Source organism: Selenomonas ruminantium subsp. ruminantium ATCC 12561 (assembly GCF_000424065.1).
Classification (GTDB): Bacteria; Bacillota; Negativicutes; order Selenomonadales; family Selenomonadaceae; genus Selenomonas_A; species Selenomonas_A ruminantium.
Genome location: NZ_AUJE01000002.1, coordinates 92,136 through 112,320, shown reverse-complemented (window position 1 = coordinate 112,320; position 20,185 = coordinate 92,136). Strand labels below are relative to the sequence as shown.

The 20,185-nt window shown below is 51.5% G+C and carries 17 protein-coding genes; 2 read left to right on the top strand and 15 right to left on the bottom strand.

From position 1 onward, the window contains the following. Positions 1-4: 4 nt before the first annotated feature. On the bottom strand, positions 5-778 hold the full coding sequence (locus tag G598_RS18390) for a LysR family transcriptional regulator (protein ID WP_245582720.1): 774 nt from the start codon (positions 776-778) through the stop codon (positions 5-7). Between the two features lie 9 nt (positions 779-787). Here G598_RS18390 and G598_RS0101340 point away from each other — a divergent pair, with 9 nt between their 5' ends. Further along, entirely contained in the window at positions 788-1,378 is a 591-nt protein-coding gene (locus G598_RS0101340) for a hypothetical protein (RefSeq protein WP_211221459.1), read from the top strand. 80 nt (positions 1,379-1,458) lie between these two features. Here the strand turns inward: G598_RS0101340 and G598_RS20380 are convergent, their stop codons facing one another. Next, complete coding sequence (locus G598_RS20380; RefSeq protein ID WP_051179769.1) at positions 1,459-3,135, bottom strand: D-alanyl-D-alanine carboxypeptidase family protein; 1,677 nt, start codon at positions 3,133-3,135, stop codon at positions 1,459-1,461. Positions 3,136-3,214: 79 nt separating this feature from the next. Beyond that, positions 3,215-4,072 (bottom strand): flagellin lysine-N-methylase, encoded by an 858-nt coding sequence (fliB, locus tag G598_RS16640; RefSeq protein WP_051179767.1) that lies wholly within the window; start codon positions 4,070-4,072, stop codon positions 3,215-3,217. Between the two features lie 172 nt (positions 4,073-4,244). Between fliB and G598_RS16635 the strand changes: the two genes are divergently transcribed. After that, positions 4,245-4,709 carry a lecithin retinol acyltransferase family protein gene (locus G598_RS16635; protein WP_051179765.1) on the top strand — a complete coding sequence of 155 codons (465 nt, stop codon included), beginning with the start codon at positions 4,245-4,247 and terminating at the stop codon, positions 4,707-4,709. A 5-nt stretch (positions 4,710-4,714) separates the two neighbouring features. Here G598_RS16635 and G598_RS0101315 read toward each other — a convergent pair whose 3' ends face one another. The 12 genes from G598_RS0101315 to G598_RS0101260 form a co-directional block, all read right to left on the bottom strand. After that, positions 4,715-6,901, bottom strand: coding sequence for a SpoIIE family protein phosphatase (locus G598_RS0101315; protein ID WP_026765415.1), 2,187 nt, complete (start codon positions 6,899-6,901; stop codon positions 4,715-4,717). Continuing rightward, positions 6,901-7,284, bottom strand: coding sequence for a VOC family protein (locus tag G598_RS0101310; RefSeq protein ID WP_026765414.1), 384 nt, complete (start codon positions 7,282-7,284; stop codon positions 6,901-6,903). The genes G598_RS0101315 and G598_RS0101310 overlap by 1 nt, the downstream gene beginning before the upstream one ends. Positions 7,285-7,371: 87 nt before the next feature. Continuing rightward, a complete protein-coding gene (locus G598_RS0101305; protein WP_026765413.1) occupies positions 7,372-8,220 on the bottom strand; it encodes a shikimate dehydrogenase in 849 nt (282 codons plus the stop codon). Beyond that, the gene (locus tag G598_RS0101300) at positions 8,220-9,677 is read right to left on the bottom strand and encodes a nicotinate phosphoribosyltransferase (protein WP_026765412.1); all 1,458 of its coding nucleotides are present in this window, start codon (positions 9,675-9,677) and stop codon (positions 8,220-8,222) included. Before G598_RS0101300 ends, G598_RS0101305 begins: the two co-directional genes overlap by 1 nt. Positions 9,678-10,402: 725 nt before the next feature. Next, a complete protein-coding gene (gene pyrE / locus G598_RS0101295) occupies positions 10,403-10,978 on the bottom strand; it encodes an orotate phosphoribosyltransferase (RefSeq protein ID WP_026765411.1) in 576 nt (191 codons plus the stop codon). A 1-nt stretch (position 10,979) separates the two neighbouring features. After that, entirely contained in the window at positions 10,980-11,696 is a 717-nt protein-coding gene (pyrF, locus tag G598_RS0101290) for an orotidine-5'-phosphate decarboxylase (RefSeq protein ID WP_026765410.1), read from the bottom strand. Between the two features lie 33 nt (positions 11,697-11,729). Then, a complete protein-coding gene (locus tag G598_RS0101285; protein WP_026765409.1) occupies positions 11,730-12,659 on the bottom strand; it encodes a dihydroorotate dehydrogenase in 930 nt (309 codons plus the stop codon). After that, positions 12,656-13,423, bottom strand: coding sequence for a dihydroorotate dehydrogenase electron transfer subunit (locus G598_RS0101280; RefSeq protein ID WP_051179762.1), 768 nt, complete (start codon positions 13,421-13,423; stop codon positions 12,656-12,658). Before G598_RS0101280 ends, G598_RS0101285 begins: the two co-directional genes overlap by 4 nt. After that, positions 13,416-16,643, bottom strand: a complete 3,228-nt coding sequence (gene carB / locus G598_RS0101275) for a carbamoyl-phosphate synthase large subunit (RefSeq protein WP_026765408.1) — start codon at positions 16,641-16,643, stop codon at positions 13,416-13,418. Before carB ends, G598_RS0101280 begins: the two co-directional genes overlap by 8 nt. A 1-nt stretch (position 16,644) precedes the next feature. Continuing rightward, positions 16,645-17,715 (bottom strand): glutamine-hydrolyzing carbamoyl-phosphate synthase small subunit, encoded by a 1,071-nt coding sequence (gene carA, locus G598_RS0101270; protein WP_026765407.1) that lies wholly within the window; start codon positions 17,713-17,715, stop codon positions 16,645-16,647. Between the two features lie 20 nt (positions 17,716-17,735). Further along, positions 17,736-19,025, bottom strand: a complete 1,290-nt coding sequence (locus G598_RS0101265) for a dihydroorotase (protein ID WP_026765406.1) — start codon at positions 19,023-19,025, stop codon at positions 17,736-17,738. After that, positions 19,022-19,969, bottom strand: a complete 948-nt coding sequence (locus tag G598_RS0101260; RefSeq protein ID WP_026760555.1) for an aspartate carbamoyltransferase catalytic subunit — start codon at positions 19,967-19,969, stop codon at positions 19,022-19,024. Before G598_RS0101260 ends, G598_RS0101265 begins: the two co-directional genes overlap by 4 nt. Positions 19,970-20,185 lie beyond the last annotated feature (216 nt).

Below are 20,185 nucleotides of genomic sequence, written 5' to 3'. Positions count from 1 at the left end.
TAAATTACCTGTTTTTCCCTGTGAAATTTTCTAAAAAGCTCCGCAAAGCAGCAGCCGCCGGTGACAAATGACGCCCATGCGGAAATACCAGCGCAATGCTGCCGGAAATGGCCGGCGATAATTTTTTGACTTCAATATTTTGCAGGTTAAACGCCGTCAATTCCTTTTCCATCAGCAGCGATACACCAGCGCCGGCAGCCACATAACCCAGGATGGTTTCCATTCGGGTAAATCTTTGCCGAATATGCGGTGCAAAACCTTCACGCGCGCAAGCATGATAGACCGAATCCGCGAAGTTTTGCCCCATATCCAGCAGGATAAAGTCCTCCTGCTGAAAGTCCTTGAGATGGACTTCTGCTGATGCAGCCAAGGGATGTGTCCTGCTGCAAACCAGCACCAGCTTATCTGTGCCCAGCGTTAATGTTTTATAGCGGTCATCCGGCAGACTGCTCGCACGCAACACAGCTAATTCCACCAATTCACCATCGAGCATACGCAGGATTTCCTCTCCCCTATCCTCAACAAGGTTGAGCTGGATATGGGGATTTTTTTCTTGAAAAGTCAATAGCTTTGTATGCAGCCCATACTGCGAAAGTACAGGAATCGTTCCTATATTCAAGGTCGCCGTATAAGGTGTTTTATCGTGCAGGCGCCGCAGGACAGCGTCTGCGTTACTTACGGTTTCCCTGGCAAATTCAGCAAAGTCCATCCCCGCCGTGGTAATATGCAGCGTCCGCCCGGTACGGTCAAAAAGCGGTACCCCTACTTCTTTTTCCAACTGACTGATGTGCTTGGAAAGAGACGACTGGGATATAAACAGACGGGACGATATTTTGCCTCCAGCGATTACATCAAAGGCAAGTATATGCAATCGGCACAGGATGCACTGAGCCGTGGCCTTGATGTTTCCTCTGCCAGTTGGGTAAAGGTGAAAAACGGCAAAGTCGTAGATGTGGATTTGGACGCCTACCCTGCCGTAGCCACCCGCATGAAAGCTGCCCCTGCCTTTGACAAGCTGAATTTAAGTTCAGCGGAAAATGACGAGTTTGGCACCGAAAACAATACGCCCAAGCATTTTTCGGCTATCTCTAAGCAGTACGAAAGCAAAACAGGCGAAATGGCCGACAGCGAAACCATAAAACTCATGAATCCCATGAATTTCATCGGCAACGGCAAGGCTGTGACAGCCAAACACTTCCGCATTCGCCATGGTGCCATCGACCGTGATACGGCACTGGCGATTCCGGCCATTCTGGCACTGAAACTGCAAAACAGCGGCGTAGATGTAAATTTCTACTCGCCATGGAACCGCGGCCATGCCGGTGACTACGACCTGCCGGAACTCTTTAATTGGATAGACAGCATTTGCAAAGCATAATCCCCATCTACATAAGCATAACCCAAGCAAAAAGACAGCTGTATCGGAAACGAACCAGCTGTCCTTTTGCTATAAAATATTTACTTCATATATTCTTCCATGACCAAGCCTGCACCGCTGATTTTTTTCGCTGTCTCCTGGCCAACATAGCGGAAATGCCAAGGCTCGTAACTATATCCTGTGAGGTTTTCTTTTCCCTGCGGATAACGCAGGATGAAACCATAGTCCGCCAGCAATGGATGTATCTGCGCAAAAATTTCCTTCTGCGCTATCATTTCATCGTTATCATCAATAATCTTTCCATCCACGACCAAACAGATATCCACAGCCAGTCCCGTATGGTGCTCGGAATAACCTGGAACCGCTACATACTGCTTTACATAATCGGCCCCATACTTTTGGGTAAATTCGGCCACGATTTCCTTTTGGCGGGCTACGCTCCGATATACTGAATCGAGTTCAACCTGAATCCCCTTCTGTTTCAGCGCCGTGCGCAGCTGCTCAAAATGCCGATACGTTTCCGGCTCAATCTGGAACTCCTTGCCAAACGAATTCTTTACCGTTATCAACGGCAGTTTTGCCTCATAATCATCCGGCAGCTTATGGGTTTTGTTGACGAAAACCATATAATCTACCGACTTATCCTTGGCTGCCAGCTCTTTTTTCGCAGAGGACGGTGCTGCCGTACGCTTTATGTCCTCTCCATATATCGTCTTGAAATCATCCCGCATGGAAATGGTGTTCCAGCCGTTTTGCGCGGCAAGCTGCCGGCATTTTTCAGCCTTATCCAAATCACCGAGTTCCCGCGTCTGGTCATCACAGAGAACAAAGAAGGCAGCGCTTTTGTATTTATTCCCGCTGATGGCATAATTTAACATACTGGCATCATCTTTGGAATTGCCAAAGGCCAACACCGGCTGCTTGCCAATTTCCCGAGCAATAGCTGTCACCTTATTCATCTGCAGGTTTTTGTGTTGGAAGCCGCCGCGCACCAAATAATCATCATGACGATACATGTATTTTAGCCCATCGGTATCCCCCTGATGGGCCGCCAAAATTTCCATATCCGTGCCAATGATATTTCCTTCCGGAATCGCGAGCATATCCGAAACAAGCTGGCGCACGAGCTGACGTTCGGAGCCGGAGACAACATATACCGCAAACTTATTGGCCTGCAAGTATTTGATGACCTCGACCATCGGCAGATAAAAGGCCTCGCCCCAGGCCATATTGCTTAATCCTTCCACCGGCTTGCCCATAAAGTTTTTCACATAGGCATTAAATTCCGGTGCCGTCATCCCATTAAAGACCGAAGCAAAATGCGGGGTACTGCTGCCCGGCTTGCTGACAGCAGACTTGTCCTTGAGCCACGTCTCAAGCTGCCGCGCGAACTTTTCATCATCTGCCTGTGGGGTAAACGTCTTATCATGAAGTGTACGGTCAACAATCAACATTTGCGACAGATAATAGGGTGCCGTCTCACAGAGAATCGTACCATCCATATCAAACACCGCTACGCGGTCTTTCTCGGGAATATAATTTTTACTGCTCTTATCCGTAATGTCCTTCACATAATTCGTAAGCACCTGATAGGAGGCAGCATCCTTATTCCAATACTGAAAGTTACTCCCCTTCTGATTCACGGCAATCTGGCTGATTTCCGCACGGCTCGCCGCCTCTGCCTCATAGGCAAAACTACAGCAGACCATAGCCGACAATGCACCAATCAACAGTTTTTTCTTGAACGATTTCACCATACCACGCCTTTCTATTCGTAAAAATACCGTTAATTGTATTCGCTATGATACCGGCTTTTACCTGCTTTTTTCGAATAAATTACGCTCCTCCAGCAGAAAGTGCTTCCAAAAGAATTTGGACATTCTCCGTGCTGTACTCAATCTGCTCCGACCAGCGACGTATGGACTCACCCAGCTGCCCGGTAAAACAATACGTCAAATAGATAAAATCGGCATTCAACTGAGCATAGGAAAGCACCGTTCCCCAGCCATACTGCGGCACATGCTCCAGTGCACGATAAAGAATGTATTGATAGATGCGGTCAAAAACCTGCGGGACCTCAACACCAATCGCAAACTGTTCGGAACGCAGCCGCGCCAGTTGTGCCGTCCACTCTGCATCAATCGGCTCCGTCTTTTGCAGGCAGTCGAGCACAAAAGCTGCATCATCAGGCGTAAGACCTGCCTGGTAGCATAAATCCTCGTCATCTGCCGGCAACGATAGTCGCTGCAATAGTTCGTTGAGCGACATTTTCTCGCCATTTTCCAACTGAAAGCCTAACGACGCTGTATCCGCTAATAATAACTCGCAGCTTTTTTCACAGCTAAGCCCCACCCCAGCCAACTCATAATCGCCTAAAGTCACGAAAAAACGCGGATGATTCGTACAAATGTCACAAAGTATGGATTCATCGGCCGTACGGATAAGTTCACATAAACCATCCTCACGCAGGAACGGACAGCGATCGCCCTCACCCAGACGAAATTGCCAGATACCATCGACTTCAACGATATTCTGCCGGATTTTCCCGCCTAACGCGCCTTCAAGCTGCTGATATTTGGCCGCTGTTGACGGGTCAATATCAATTTCCCAGCCGGCACAGCAGGTATGCTGACATTTGTCGGCCTTACAGCAAAAATCCGCATAAAAATCAGGATATATTGTCGAAAAATGCAAAATAAAACTCCTCCAATCATGTCTCTATAAGCACGTTTGAGCATTTTACAGGGCTTTCTGTCTTCTGTAAGCCTCCCCCTTACAAAAAGCTGTTTTTTTACTGTTTGTACAAGGAATATCCCCTGTATTCCACGAATAGTAGATACAAATATATGAATAAGGAGCGGTCTTTATGACGATGGCAAATAAAGGCGATATCGTCTACGTCAAACGCAGAGGATATCGCCATTTTGGCATATATGCCGGAAATCAGCAGGTGATTCATTATTACAAGGAACGCAATCCCCTGCTTTGCGACGGGATTATCACCGAAACTACACTGGCAGAGTTTATGTCCGACAGTGATACGTTATATGTTCTGAATGGTATCGGCCCATCCGCCAAAAACAATCTTTTTGACTGGATTATCAAGCGGGTATTCGATGACGAAATAACGCCTTTTTCTCCACAGGAAACCATAGCCCGTGCCCGCAGCAAGTTGGGGGAGCAGGGCTATGACCTGCTGCTCAACAACTGCGAACACTTTGCCTTTTGGTGCAAAACCGGCGTAGCCAAGTCCTCACAGGTCGATGATATTCTCGCCTGTTTTCTGCTGCTCGTTCCACCGCCAGACAAGACAAAAACAGAAAACCAATAAAGCGACTATTCTTTTCTGCCTGCACAGCCATAGTATCTAAGGCCCAGCATGGTGATATCGTCCGATTGCGGCGCTGTGCCAGCATGCTGCCGAACAAATTCCCGCATTTGGGCCAAAATATCTTCGATGGACATATGGGGCAGCCCATTCAGCTTTTCCTTAATCTGTCTTTCGGTAAACTGTCTGCCCTGTTCGTCCATCGCCTCGGAAACACCATCGGTATAGAGATAGAGCGTATCCCCCGGCAGAAGGTCAACACTTTGCTGGGTATAGGGCAATTCCATCACGCCCAGCATGCTGCATTTCTTTATGGGCAGGAATTCATAATGGTCATTTCTTCCCAACAGTGGCGGACAATGTCCACCGCTGACATAGGTAAAATGTCCACTTTGCATATCCAATATACCGACGAGAGCTGTCACGAACATAGCAGAATCATTATTGCGGCAAAGCTGCCGATTGGCATTTTCGATAGCTGCTGATAATCTGTCCTGCGTCTTTCCGCGCAAAATACTGTTTTTTAGTACAGATTGGGATTTTGCCATAAAGAGCGCCGCCGGCACACCTTTGCCGGACACATCCGCAATCGTAATGACCAGATGATTTTCATCGAGCAGATAAAAATCGTAAAAGTCGCCGCCTACATTCATCGCCGCATCCATTGTCGCATAAATAGCAAATTCCTTATGCTCAGGAAAAGCCGGGAAAAGATTGGGCAGCATATCTTCCTGAATCCGTGCTGCTACGGATAGTTCTGTGCGAACGCGTTCCCGTTCGGCTGCAGCATTAGCCAGATTCTCCGTATACTCCTTCAGCGCCATGGTCATGTCATTGAAACATACCGCCAAATACTCGACTTCGTCACCAGTATGTATATCCAGTTTCTTGTCAAAATTACCTGCCGAAATCTCTTTGGCACCATCCGCTAATCGGCGAATCGGCTTGGACATACGACTGGCCATCCTGCCGCTGCCATAAAAAACAAGCAGCAGGATCGGAATCAAAATGAGCCCTGCCCGCAGGAATAAATCATAAAAGGCCCATTCCATGACATTTTGGAAATAGCCCATTTTCTCCCCCACAGCAGCTCCCACTTCAGCTACCGGATCCAATATTTCATCATCTTCGATAACCGTTCCCAAACTCCAGCCGGTTGATTTCATCGGTGCGAAGGCCAAATAATAGATATCCCCCTCATAATCCACGGACATAACACCATTTTCCCCGGCAGCCATACGGCGGGCAGCTTCAGCAATGGACGGATTATTTACATTACGCAAATCTTGCGCGTCTGGTCTTACAGCCAAAAAACCATCTTTTTCCGATGAAAACATCACATTTCCCATATTGTCCAAAACAAAGGTTGTGGATTTTTCGCCTACTGCAGTACTTAAAATTGACTGGTAAATATCCTCTGCACTGTAGCTTATTCCCACAACACCGGCAAAACCGTCTGCATCATAATACGGCATTGCACAGCTCAGGGAAACATGTCCATCTGCCCCCCTGGACACATCGGTAAAAACCGGCTTATTGGCCTTTTGCCCCGCTTCATACCAGTAACGCTTCCGCGGATCATAATGCGAAACAAAATCCTCCCGCACTTCTTCCGATGGATAAATGCTATTCGTTCCGGCATCCGGAGGAATCAAATCCAAACAGATAAGATAGCCATTTTTTGAACCAGCAAAGAACGACGTACGGTACCCTTCATAGGATTTGCTGATGGATTCCAGACCATCAGCAAAATTTGCTGCCAGCGCAATTTCTGCCTGCAGTTCACCATTTCCATCATGAAAATCAGGGCTATAGTGAATATAGGGCTGTCCAGAAACAATATCCGGCACATCACGCGTATTTGGCAAGGTGCGTGGACGATAATTCTCCTTATTTTTTAAGATGCGGGAGAGTGTATCGGACATAAAGCCCACATCTTCCCCCACCATATAGAGTTCCCTGTCCAAGTGCAGGGCCTTGCTTTGCGCCACTTCCCTGAGCCGATCTTTGGCGTGTTTTTCAGCATAGCCTTCCATGGATTCGGTCATATAGGAACTCAGTCTTTCTTCCTGTTCCCGCATACTGCTTTGCGCAGCATAAAGGCCATAAAGAGCAACGATGCCTACGGCCAGCAAAACAGCAAAGACACCGGCAAAGGATAGCAACATCATGCGTCCGCGAATAGACCACTTCATCACTTCACATCCACCGCCAGCACCTTTTCAATAGCGCCCGGCTTTTCCTGAAAGAGTTCGAGCACCAGGCCATCCGGCAACTGCACCCATTTTTCCGGCTTGCCTTCCATAGCATGAACGCCCTCATAGGCAAGCATTTCCTGCAAGGCAGCGGCAAAATCCTGCACCACGATTCCTAAGTGATGGCCCCGACCAGCAGCGGGGTTATCGGGCGCAGCCACCAGCTGCAGGCCGCCTTTTAACCAAAGCTGCTGCAATTTGCCATCTTTTTCCTTGCGGCGGGTTTCCGTCATGCCCAAAACCTCAGCAAAGAATTTTTGGCTCCATTCGATATCCGCCACCGTCACAGCAGCATGTTCAAGATAAGACATTTTTTCCGACATCGTCACGCCTCCTCTTCTCACCACACATCTATATAAATAAAATTCGCCTCGACAGCTAAAAATCCTGTCGAGGCAAATTTATTATCTTTAAGCTAATGCCTGACGCAATGCCTTTTGCATGCAGCCTAAATCCGGCTGTATGCCTGTCCAAAGCTTCAGGGCTTCCGCCCCCTGCCCGGCCAGCATTTCCTCGCCGTTCACCACCGCATGGCCATGCTCACGCGCTTCCCGCAGGAAACGGGTTTCCGCTGGCGTATAGATGATATCATAGACAAACGCTGCCGGATTGACCGTTGACCAGTCAACCGGCGGACAAGCCTCCACCTTCGGCGTCATGCCCAGCGGTGTGGTATTGACCAGCAGGCTGCATTTTTTCAATTGTTCTGCGCATAAATCCTCTGTCCAATGGCATACCGTTACCTTACCATAAGGTGAAAATTCTTCTGCCAAGGGCTGTGCCTTCGCCGGATTGCGCACGGCGAGCACCACTTCGGCAGTTCCTGCCTGCAAGAGCCCCCAGATAACGGCGCGTGCTGCGCCGCCAGCTCCCAACAAAACCGCCGTCTTGCCGGCAAGCTCAATCTTACGGCTGTTCAGCGCGCCCATAAAGCCTAAATAATCAGTATTATAGCCTGTCAACCTGCCATCATCGTTGACTACGGTATTGACCGCACCGATAATCTCAGCTGCTTTATCCACTTCATCCAACAGCGGCATAATGGCTGCTTTATGGGGAATGGTCACATTCCAGCCGCGGTAATTCAGGGCTTTCAGCCCCGCCACTGCCGCCGCCAGATTTTCCGGCGCCACGGGCAGGGCAGTATAGTTGTAATCCACTCCCGCCTCTTTAATCGCCGCATTTTGGATAACGGGCGACAGCGAATGCGCGATAGGCCAGCCGATAACCCCTAAATTCTGCGTTTTTCCGGTAATCATCACGCATGCTCCTCACGGGTTTTGGACAAGAGTTCCATCTTCAGCTCATAATAATCCGGCGTCATATCCAAATAATGACGGTGCGGATTTTCAAAGCGCTGTTCTTCTTCCCAGATTTCATTGTCGAGCTGCGCCTTTACATAATTGCGGATTTCATCCAAAGTCGGCATATCTTCTACCCGCTTGCCCTGACGCACATAGAGCTTGCGCAGATTCTTCAGCGTGCAGTTTTCAAAGGTGCGGTTCTTCCACGGTTTCTGCGGGTCAACATAACGGAAGGGCTGGCTCATATCCACCGGCTCGCCGCAAATGGCGAGCATATCGGCCACAGCCTTGCCATCGGCATCATAGACGCGGTACAAATCCTTGAGCCCCGGATTGGTGATTTTCTCCACGTTTTCCGATACCTTGATGCGCGGCGCAAATTCGCCATTTTCCCCGACAGCAGCCAGTTTATAAACCGCACCGAACACCGGCTCGGATTTAGCCGTAATCAGGCGCTCACCGATGCCGAAGCTGTCAATGCAGGCCCCCTGACTTAAAAGCGATGCCACCGTGAACTCATCGAGGCTGTTGGATACCACAATCATACAGTCCTCAAGCCCTGCCGCATCAAGCATCTTGCGCACTTTCTTGGAAAGATAGGCCAGGTCGCCGGAATCAATGCGGATGCCGCGCAGGCGCTTGCCCATCGGTTCTAAGATTTCATGCGCCACGCGGATGGCGTTAGGAATGCCGGAGTGAATGACATCATAAGTGTCCACCAGCAGAACCGTAGCATCCGGATAGGTTTCCGCATATTTTTTGAACGCCGTGAATTCATCACCGTAGAACATCACCCAGCTATGCGCCATCGTGCCGGAGATGGGAATGTTGAACATCTGACCGGCAGATACGGTTGCCGTGCCGACTACACCGCCGATATAAGCTGCACGGGCACCATAAGTTGCTGCATCCATATTATGCGCACGGCGGGCACCGAAGTCCGACACCGCCCGGCCATTAGCGGCCTTGACTATACGGCGCGCCTTGGTCGCAATCAAGGACTGGTGGTTGACCTGTGCCAAAATCGCCGTCTCCACCAGCTGGGCATCAATTAGCGGGGCCACCACCGTAATGCAGGGCTCATTCGGATACATAATCGTGCCTTCGGGCATGGCATAAATATCCCCGCTAAAATGGAAGTTTTCCAAATACTGCAGGAATTCTTCCGAAAACATCTTCTGCTGGCGGAAATAATCCACATCTTCCTTGGAGAATTCCATATTTTCCACGTATTCAATGACCTGCTCTAACCCTGCGAAAATGGCAAAGCCACCCTTATCCGGGTTGGCGCGGTAAAATACGTCAAAAGCTACCTGTACATCTTTATCATGGTCCTGAAAATAACCATTAGCCATGGTCATTTCATAGAAGTCCATCATCATCGTTATATTGCGTTTATCAAACTGTGTCAAAAGGACACCTCCAGTATGCGGCAAAACCGCGGTCTAAAAAATCATACTATTATATTATATCATTTTGATATCCGGTAATCAAAAAAAATCCGCATTACTCCTACAACATCACACATAAAAAGACGGAGGGAGGGGGCGGGGATAACTTTCGGCTGCTTAGACAGGCTTGCCAAACGCTGCCGAAAGCCATCCCCGCCCCCTCCCTCCTCACTGCCAGCCTGAACTTAACACTTCGCTGCACCCCCATACAATGGATATACGCCGTAAGCCTGTGGAAACTGGTGATGTTTTCCGTAGCTTTGGACAAGCTTGTCTATGGCGAAGGAAAATATTACCAGTTCCCACAGACGTCTTTGCATTATGATGTTAACTGACAACCAAATAACACAGTAAGCCCGGTGGCTGATAATGCTTTTCCGTCGCGTTTGACAAGCCTGTCTAAGCAGAGGAAAAGTATTATCAGCCATCGGGCGCCTTAGCACCGCATTGTAATATACGCACTAAGCGCGGTGACTGGTGATGCCTTTCCGCAGCTTTTGACAAGCTTGTCTATGGCGAAGGAAAGGTATTACCAGTCGCCACGCGTCTTTTGCACTTCATTGTAATACGCAGTAAGCCCGTGGGGGCTGGTAATGTTTTCCGCAGCTTTTGACAAGCCTGTCTATGGCGAAGGAAAATATTACCAGCCCCCACGGGCGCCTTTACACCTCAATATGATACGTGTTTTACTTGCCCGTGCTGCCCCTTTTAGTCATCGGCACACCCTGTTTGCACAGAGGGCATTCCTCCGGCTTGTAGGTTTCCACATCCATATGCAGGAGCGCCGTGCAGGGAACATCACCGAAATTGGCCTTACCGCCGCTGCGGTCTACGAGCATGCTTACCGCTACGGGGATACCGCCATGGGCCTTGACCACTTCGATGACTTCCTTGATGGAGCCGCCGGTCGTCACGATGTCTTCCACAATCAGGCAGCGTTCGCCTTCATGCAGGGTAAAGCCGCGGCGGAAGGTCATCTTGCCATCCACGCGTTCGGTGAAGATGGCGCGAGTGCCCAAAGCCTTGCCGGTTTCATGCGCCAGCAGGATGCCGCCGGTCACCGGGCCGACTACGGTTTCGATATGGGCATCCTTGAACTTTTCAGCCATGGCCTGACAGAGTTTTTCCGTGTACTTCGGCTGCTGGAGCACGTTGAACTTTTCCACATAATGTGGGCTGTGCAGGCCGGAGGTCAGCAGAAAATGGCCATCCATAATCGCACCGGTTTCAATCAGTAATTCTTTTACTTCCTGTTCAGTCATCTTATCTTACTTTCTCCATTTCGTTAATAATCTTTTCGGCAGCGGCTTTGGGGTCGGCAGCGGCATAAATCGGACGGCCTACAACCAAATGGGTGGAACCATCGGTCAAGGCGTTGGCAGGCGTTGCCACGCGGCTTTGGTCGTTGACATCGCTGCCCGCCGGACGGATGCCCGGGGTGACAATCAGAAAATCATTACCGCAGGCCTCGCGAATCAGCGCCGCTTCCTGTGCGGATGCCACGACACCGTCCAGCCCGGCCTTCTTGGCCAGCCTTGCCAGGCGCACCACGGCACTCTTAATCTGCAAAGCCTGCCCCATGCCCTCCCAGTCCTCCTGATTGATACTGGTCAGAACCGTAACAGCAATGAGTTTTGGGCAGGCAATGCCCATTTTCTCCGCTTCGGCGTGCATGCGCTCTGCCGTAGTCTTCATCATGGTATAGCCGCCGCTGGCATGCACATTAAGCATGGTCGCGCCCAGGCGCATCAGCGAGCAGATGCCTCCCGCCGCCGTATTGGGAATATCGTGAAGTTTGAGGTCAAGGAAAACATCTTTTCCCTGCTCCCTGAGCCAGGTTACTACCTGAGCGCCCACACTGTAAAAGAGCTCCATGCCCACCTTATAATAGGACACACTGTCTCCTAATGTCGTTACCAGCCGTTCCACATCTTCCATCGTGTGGACGTCAAGTGCTGCTATCAAGCGTTCATCTGCCATAACCTGGCCCTCCTGTATACTGTAAAATTTTAATTAAAGTGCTGCACCGATAATATCCTGTACCGATTCCAAATGGCGCTGTGCCAGATAATCATTGATGCCATCGCAGATTTTCATGGTCACCGTTGGGTCATTGAAATTCGCTGTGCCCACTGCTACAGCGCTGGCTCCGGCGAGCAGGAATTCAATGGCATCTTCCGCACAGCTGATGCCGCCCATACCGATAAGCGGTACATTTACGGCCTTGGCTGCCTGATAGACCATGCGCAGGGCCACCGGCTTCACGCAGGGGCCGGACAGGCCGCCCGTGACATTGCCGAGGGTCGGCTTCTGCGTATGGATATTGATTTCCATGCCCATTAGGGTGTTAATCAAGGAGATGATATCTGCCCCCGCATCTTCCACCGCTTTAGCCATCGTGACAATATCCGTCACATTGGGCGACAGCTTCAAGATAACCGGCTTCTTCGTATGGGCCTTGGCCTCTTTGACCACCGCTGCGGCAGCTTTGGGGTCAGTGCCGAACACAATGCCCCCCTCCTTGACATTGGGACAGGAGACATTGAGTTCAATAGCTGCAACGCTGGGCACATCGAGCATTTCGGCCAGGATGCCATATTCTTCCACGGTACTGCCTGAGATATTCACGATTACATTCATATTGTAATTCGCGAGCCGCGGCAGAGTTTCCTGCAGGAAAACCTCCACGCCGGGATTTTCGAGGCCAATGCAGTTGAGCATGCCCATCGGCGTTTCTGTAATACGCACACCCTCATTGCCACGCCGTGGCTTTAAGGTCGTGCCCTTGACCATGACGCCGCCAAGCCTTGAAAGGTCAACGAATTCGGCAAACTCCTCGCCGAAGCCAAAGGTTCCCGAAGCGGTCAGCACCGGCGTATTCATGTAGATGCCCGCAAGATTCGTATGCAGGCGTTTATCTGCCATATTGATTGCTCTGCTCATGCGAGGTCAAACACCTCCTCTGCCCAGAATACCGGGCCATCCTTGCAGACTTTCTTGCGCTCACCGCTGGTCGTATCAATCGAGCAGGACAGGCAGGCACCCAGGCCACAGCCCATGCGTTTTTCGAGTGATACCTGACAGGGAATGTTATATTCATGGGCGATTCTCGCAATGCCTTTCATCATGATTTCCGGGCCGCAGGCGATGACCAAATCATAATCGCCCTTCTGCAGCAGTTCCGGCAACAGGGTTGTGGTAAAGCCCTTGGTTCCACAGGAACCATCATCGGTGGTACAGAAAACGTCCTGCACATGGGGCTTATAGATTTCCTGCCAGAAAAGCTCCCGCTCGCAGCGGCCGCCCATCAATACATCAGCCTTGCCCTTTGCATGTTCGGCATAAAAGAGCAACGGGGACAGGCCCATGCCGCCCCCCACCAAAAGGGGGCGTTTAGCCTTACAGCTAAAGCCGTGGCCGAGCGGCCCCAGCACATTGATAACCGTGCCTGCCGTAAGCTGTGAGAGGGCTTTAGTGCCCTTGCCCACTACCCGATAGATAAATGCCACCGTGCCTTTTTGCAGGCTGACTTCGGCAATCCCCACAGGGCGGCGCAGGGTAAAAGCGCCCCCGGGAATCTGCAGCTGGACAAATTGTCCCGGCTCTGCTTCCCGCGCAATTTCTCTTGCTTCTACTTCCATGCGCCATACATCTTTTGCCAGTTCATGCTGGGCAATGATTTCGCCATCAACAGCCACCTTAGGCAAGGTCGTCACCGCCTCCCACATAGTCCTGAATGGCCAGCGAATAGACCAGACGACGTTCGCGCATAAAGGAGAGCACCCGCATAACTTCCCAAGCCGTATCCAGCGAGGTCAAGCAGGCAATGCCATGTTCCACCGTAGCGCGGCGGATTTTGAAACCGTCCTTCAGTGAGTGCTTGCCCTGGGTCAGGGTATTGATGACCATATGAATCTTGCCCGTCTTGATTTTTTCGATGATATCGGAGCTGCGTTCGTGAACCTTGCCCACAACTTCCACATCAATGCCCATGGACTTGATGGCCTTGGCCGTACCTTCTGTCGCGGCAATCTGGAAGTCCAAATCCGCAAAGGCCTTGGCCAGCTGCTTCATTTCTTCCTTATCCTTATCGGCTACCGTAAAGAGCACACAACCCTTGGTCGGCACGTTGATGCCGGAGCCGACAATGGCCTTGTAGAGGGCACGGGCATAGTGATAGTCAATGCCCATGACCTCACCCGTGGATTTCATTTCGGGGCCGAGGGCGATATCCACATCCGTCATCTTGGCGAAGGAGAACACCGGCGCTTTCACCGCCACATAGGGTTTGGGCGGTACCAGACCTGTGCGTTCGCTGACTTCTTTAAGTGATGCGCCCAGTGCAATGCGGGTGGCCAGATTGACCATCTTCACATCCGTAACCTTCGAGAGGAAGGGAACCGTACGGCTGGAACGCGGATTGACTTCGATGATGAAAACCTCGTCATTGACGACTACGAACTGGATATTCAAAAGGCCCTTGACATGGAGCGCCACCGCCAGCCGCTTGGTGTAGTCGATAATGGTGTACAGCACCTTGGAGGACAGGGTGCGCGGCGGGTATACGGCGATACTGTCGCCGGAGTGTACGCCAGCGCGTTCCACATGTTCCATGATGCCCGGAATCAGCACATCCATGCCGTCGGAAATGGCGTCAACTTCCACTTCCGTGCCCTGCATATAGCGGTCAACCAGTACCGGATGGTCTGGCGTCACCTTTACGGCGCGGCTCATGTAGTCACGCAGTTCCGCTTCATTGTAGACGATTTCCATTGCCCGGCCGCCTAATACATAGGACGGACGCACCATAACCGGATAGCCGATACGCTCAGCCCCGCTGATGGCATCTTCGAGGTTCGTCACGCTGATACCCTGCGGACGGGGAATCTGCGTCTGGGTCAGCACTTCATCGAAGCGCTCACGGTCTTCGGCTCTATCGATGTCATCTACGGAAGTACCGAACACCTTGACACCGGCCTTCTGCAGGGATGCGGCCAGATTGATGGCCGTCTGCCCGCCGAACTGGACGATAACGCCTTCCGGCTTTTCCTTGTCGATGATGTTGAGCACATCTTCCGTGGTCAGCGGTTCAAAATACAGTCGGTCGGAGATATCAAAGTCCGTGGATACGGTTTCCGGATTGTTGTTGATGATGATGGCTTCAATGCCCATTTCCTTAAGCGCCCATACGGAATGTACCGAGCAGTAGTCAAATTCCACACCCTGACCGATGCGGATAGGCCCGGAGCCCAGCACGATGACCTTGCGCTTATCCGACACCGCAACTTCATCCTGCTCCGCGCGGAAGGTGGAGTAATAGTACGGCGTTGCAGCTTCAAATTCGGCCGCACAGGTATCAACCATCTTGTAGCAGGGCATTACGCCCATGCTCTTGCGCGTGGTGCGGATTTCATCCATGCTCTTGCCGGTGATTTCGGCGATAGATACATCGGCCAGGCCCACATTCTTCGCCGCCAGCATCAGGCTCGGCGTCAACGGTTCGCTGCCCAGCTGATTTTCCACCTGCGCGATGTTGTTGATTTTATTGATAAACCATTTGTCCACTTTCGTGATGGCGTGAATCTCATCCACCGTGGCAATGCCGCGGCGCAGGGCTTCGGCAATCACGAAGATACGCTCGTCGTTGATGCGGTTGAGGTTCTTCTTGACTCTTGCATCATCCCAGGCGGCCATTTTCGGCATGGACAAGCGGTGTACGCCGATTTCCAACGAGCGCACAGCCTTGAGGATAGCGCCTTCAAAGTGGCGGTCAATGCTCATGACCTCGCCCGTGGCTTTCATCTGCGTGCCCAGCGTCTTATCCGCATAGACGAACTTGTCAAAGGGCCAGCGCGGGAATTTCACGACGCAGTAGTCAAGCGACGGCTCAAAGCAGGCCTTGGTCTTCTGCGTTACCGCATTGGTGATTTCATCAAGCGTATAGCCGATGGCAATCTTGGCCGAAACCTTGGCAATCGGATAACCCGTTGCCTTGGACGCCAGCGCCGAGGAACGGCTTACACGAGGATTTACTTCGATAACATAGTAGCGGTTGCTGTTGGGGTCGAGGGCATACTGCGCGTTGCAGCCGCCTTCGATGCCGAGTTCGCGGATAATGCGCAGGGAAGCACTTCTAAGCATCTGATACTCATGGTCAGTCAGCGTCTGCGACGGTGCGACAACGATGGAGTCACCGGTATGCACGCCCACGGGGTCGAAGTTTTCCATATTGCAGACGGTGATGCAGTTGTCGTTGCCATCACGCATGACTTCGTATTCGATTTCCTTCCAGCCGGCCACGCTGCGCTCGATGAGCACCTGGCCAATCAGGGAGTAATTCAGGCCCTTGATGACGATATCAATGAGTTCTTCTTCATTCTCGGCAATGCCGCCGCCCGTGCCGCCCATGGTGTAAGCCGGGCGCACGATAACCGGATAGCCAATGCCGTTCGCAAATTCCACAGCACTGGGCACATCTTCCACAATGGTACTTTCCGGGATGGGTTCACCGAGTTTTTCCATGGTTTCCTTAAAGAGTTCCCGGTCTTCGGCCTGCTTGATGGCCGACAGCGGCGTTCCCAAGAGTTCTACGCCGTGTTCCTTAAGTACACCGCGCTCTGCGAGCTGTACGGCAAGATTGAGTCCTGCCTGACCGCCCAGGGTTGCCAGTAAACCGTCTGGCTTTTCCTTAGCGATGATTTCGGCCAAAAATTCCGGCGTCAGCGGCTCGATATACACGCGGTCAGCAATATGCGTATCCGTCATGATGGTTGCCGGATTGGAGTTTACCAGCACTACTTCGAGTCCTTCTTCTTTGAGGGCGCGGCAGGCCTGGGAACCGGCATAGTCAAATTCGGCTGCCTGACCGATGATGATGGGGCCAGAGCCAATAACCATTACTTTTTTGAGATTTTCCTTCTTTGGCATCTTATTCTCCCTTCAACATGGTCCAAAATTCGTCAAACAGATAGAGGTTGTCGTCCGGGCCCGGCGAGGCTTCCGGATGATACTGCACGGAGAACAGCGGCAGCTCCTTATGGCGCATACCTTCCACCGTACCATCGTTGACATTGATATGGGTTACTTCCAGCGGCAAGTCTTTGAGGGATTCCTCCTCGACCGCAAAGCCGTGATTCTGCGAGGAAATCTGCACCTTGCCCGTGCGCAGGTCTTTGACCGGCTGATTCGAGCCGCGGTGGCCGAATTTGAGCTTGTAGGTCTTAGCCCCCAAAGCGCGGGCAATCAGCTGATGGCCAAGGCAGATACCAAAGATGGGCTTTTTGCCAATCAGCTTTTTGATTTCTTCGACGATTTCCGGCACATCGGCAGGGTCGCCGGGGCCGTTGGAGAGGAAAATCCCGTCCGGATTCATCGCGAGGATATCCTCAGCCTTGGTATCGGCCGGCACGACCTGCAACTTGCAGCCGATATTGTGCAGAGAAGTCAGGATGTTCTGCTTAACGCCGAAGTCCATGGCCACAACCAGCGGTGCATCTTCGTTCTCGGCTTCCATCGTGTAAGCTTCCTTCGTGGTTACTTCCATAACCACCTCTTTTTTGATGGGCACCGCCATAAGCTTGTCGATTTCTGCCTGCTCGGCATCTGCGGGTACGATAATCCCCTTCATGGTACCGGCATTGCGGATTTTGCGGGTCACGGCGCGGGTATCTACATCATACAGGCAAGGGATATTCTGACGGGTCAAAAACTCCGCCAGACTTTCCTCATAATGCCAGTTGCTGCCCAGCTCACAAAGTTCGCCGATGACAAAGCCGCCCACAAAAGCCTTGCGGGACTGCATAAAGATATCGGCAATCCCGTAATTGCCTACCATAGGATAGGTCAGCGTCAAAATCTGGCGGCAATAGCTGGGGTCCGTAAGACTTTCCTGATACCCCGTCATGCTGGTGTTGAACACCACTTCGCCGGTCGCCCGGCTGTCATTTAATAACTGCCCCGTAAAAACGCTGCCGTCTTCGAGGATTAATTTACCCTTCATGAAAACACCTCATTAATCTGTTAGTCCAAGATTTTACCATCCTGCATAACTACTTTACCTTTAACCATGGTCAGCACCGCCTTGCCCTTGAGCTTACGGCCCACAAACGGGCTATGGCTGCCCTTGGTATAGAATTCTTTTTCGTCAACCGTCCACTCCAGTTCCGGGTCGATAACCGTGATATCAGCCTGCGCACCTTCGCTGAGCTTGCCTGCTTCAAGACCAAAAACCCTCGCCGGTTCATAGCTCATCTTGGAGATAATCAGGGGCAGGTCCAGTTTCTGCTCATGATACAAATCCGTCAGCATAATGCCCAGAGACGTTTCAAGGCCCGGGAAACCGCTTGGCGCGTAGATGTACTCCCTATCCTTTTCTTCCTGCGCATGCGGGCTGTGGTCGGTGACGATGGCATCAATGGTGCCGTCTTTCAACCCTTCGAGGATTGCCTCACAATCCTTTGCTGCCCGCAGGGGCGGATTGATTTTCGTGGAGGTATCAAAGAGATTGACACAGTCTTCCGTCATGGTCAGATGCTGCGGCGTGGCTTCTGCCGTCACCCTTACACCGCGCTTCTTGGCCTGGCGTACGATATCCACGGAACGGGCCGTGCTGATATGGGCCACATGGACGCGGGCGCCAGCATATTCAGCCAGCAGCACATCGCGGGCTACGGCGATATCCTCCGCAACAGACGGGCGGCCTTTAAGACCGAGCATCGCACTGCGATGACCTTCGTTCATCACACCTTCCTCGACGAGCGTTGTTTCTTCCTCATGGTTGATGATGACTTTATCAAAGGTATGCAGATAGTCAAAGGCATTCAGCATGACCTTGGCATTGGCGTCAAAATGACCATCGTCAGAGAAGGCTACGGCTCCAGCTTCAATCATATCGCCGACTTCAGCCAGTTCCTTGCCCTCCTGATTTTTCGTTACCGCACCGATGATTTCCACATTGACGCAGGCGGCTTCCTGTGCCCGCATCTTCAGGCTGCGCACGAGCGCTGCCGAATCCACCACCGGTTTGGTGTTGGGCATGGTGCAGATGGTCGTAAAACCGCCCGCAGCTGCCGCCTTGGAGCCGGAGGCAAAATCCTCTTTGGCTTCCTGGCCCGGTTCCCGCAGGTGTACATGCAGATCAATAAGTCCCGGCGTTACCACTTTGCCCGCAACGTTATAAATTTCGTCAGCTTTATCTTCAATTCCTGCACCGATTTTTACAATCTTGCCGTCTTCTACGAGCACATCTGCCACTGCATCGAATTTATTTTCCGGATTGATTACGCGTCCGCCTTTGAGCAAAATTTTCATGCCTGTTTTCCTCCCGTCAGCACCAAGGTAAAGAGCGCCATGCGCACCGCTACGCCATTCTGTACTTCTTCCTGAATGGCCGAATTCTTGCCGTAAGCCGTGAAGGGCGAGATTTCCCAGCCCTTATTCATGGGGCCCGGATGCAGAATCAGCACATCATCCTTGGCCAGCTTCAGACGCGTATCGTTGAGACCGAAAATCCGTGCATATTCGCGGGTTGTCGGGAACAGGCCGCCCTTCATACGTTCGAGCTGAATGCGCAGCACTTCGATTACATCAGCGTTGGCGATAGCATCTTCAATGCGCTCATGCACCACAATGCCCGGTTCTTCATAGAGGAAACGCGGCAGCAAGGTCTTGGGGCCGGCGATATGCACTTCCATGCCCATCTTGCGCATGCCGTAGATATCGGAGCGGGCTACACGGCTGTGGAGCACATCACCGATAATGGCGACCTTCAGCCCTTCAAGATGGCCTTTATGTTCCTCGATGGTAAAGAGGTTCAACAGGCCCTGCGAAGGATGTGCGTGTGCGCCGTCACCGGCGTTCAGGATTACGGGACTTACCACCCGCGATGCGTATTCTGCCGCACCTTCCGCCTTATGGCGCATAACGATGGCATCTACGCCCATAGCCTCGATGGTGTAGAGCGTATCTCTGAGGCTTTCGCCCTTGACGATACTGCTCGAACCAGCCGTGATGTTTACCACATCTGCGCCGAGGTATTTGCCCGCCAGTTCAAAGGAAGTACGGGTACGGGTACTTGGTTCATAAAACAGGGTGACAATGGATTTGCCGCGCAGGGTCGGAACCTTCTTGATGTCCCGATGAATAATGTTCTTCATTTCCTTGGCAGTATCAAGCACCAAGCGAATCTCTTCCGGGCTGAAATCTTCCAGGCCCAGAACATTCTTTCCCCGCAGGGACAATTTGTTTTTCTCCAAGTCATTCACTCCTTAACAGGTTGACATTAATAATTATACATTAAGTTTGCATAAACTTTCAAGGAGAAATCCATTGTCTTTGAAAATATGCCTGCATAAAGCACAAAAAAGGGAGCTCCTTATGCGTATGCATAAGAAAGCTCCCGCTTTACTTCCAGTTATAGTTATACTTATAGCTATATTTATGTCAGGCTCCCCTTATGCGCATCGCAGTAC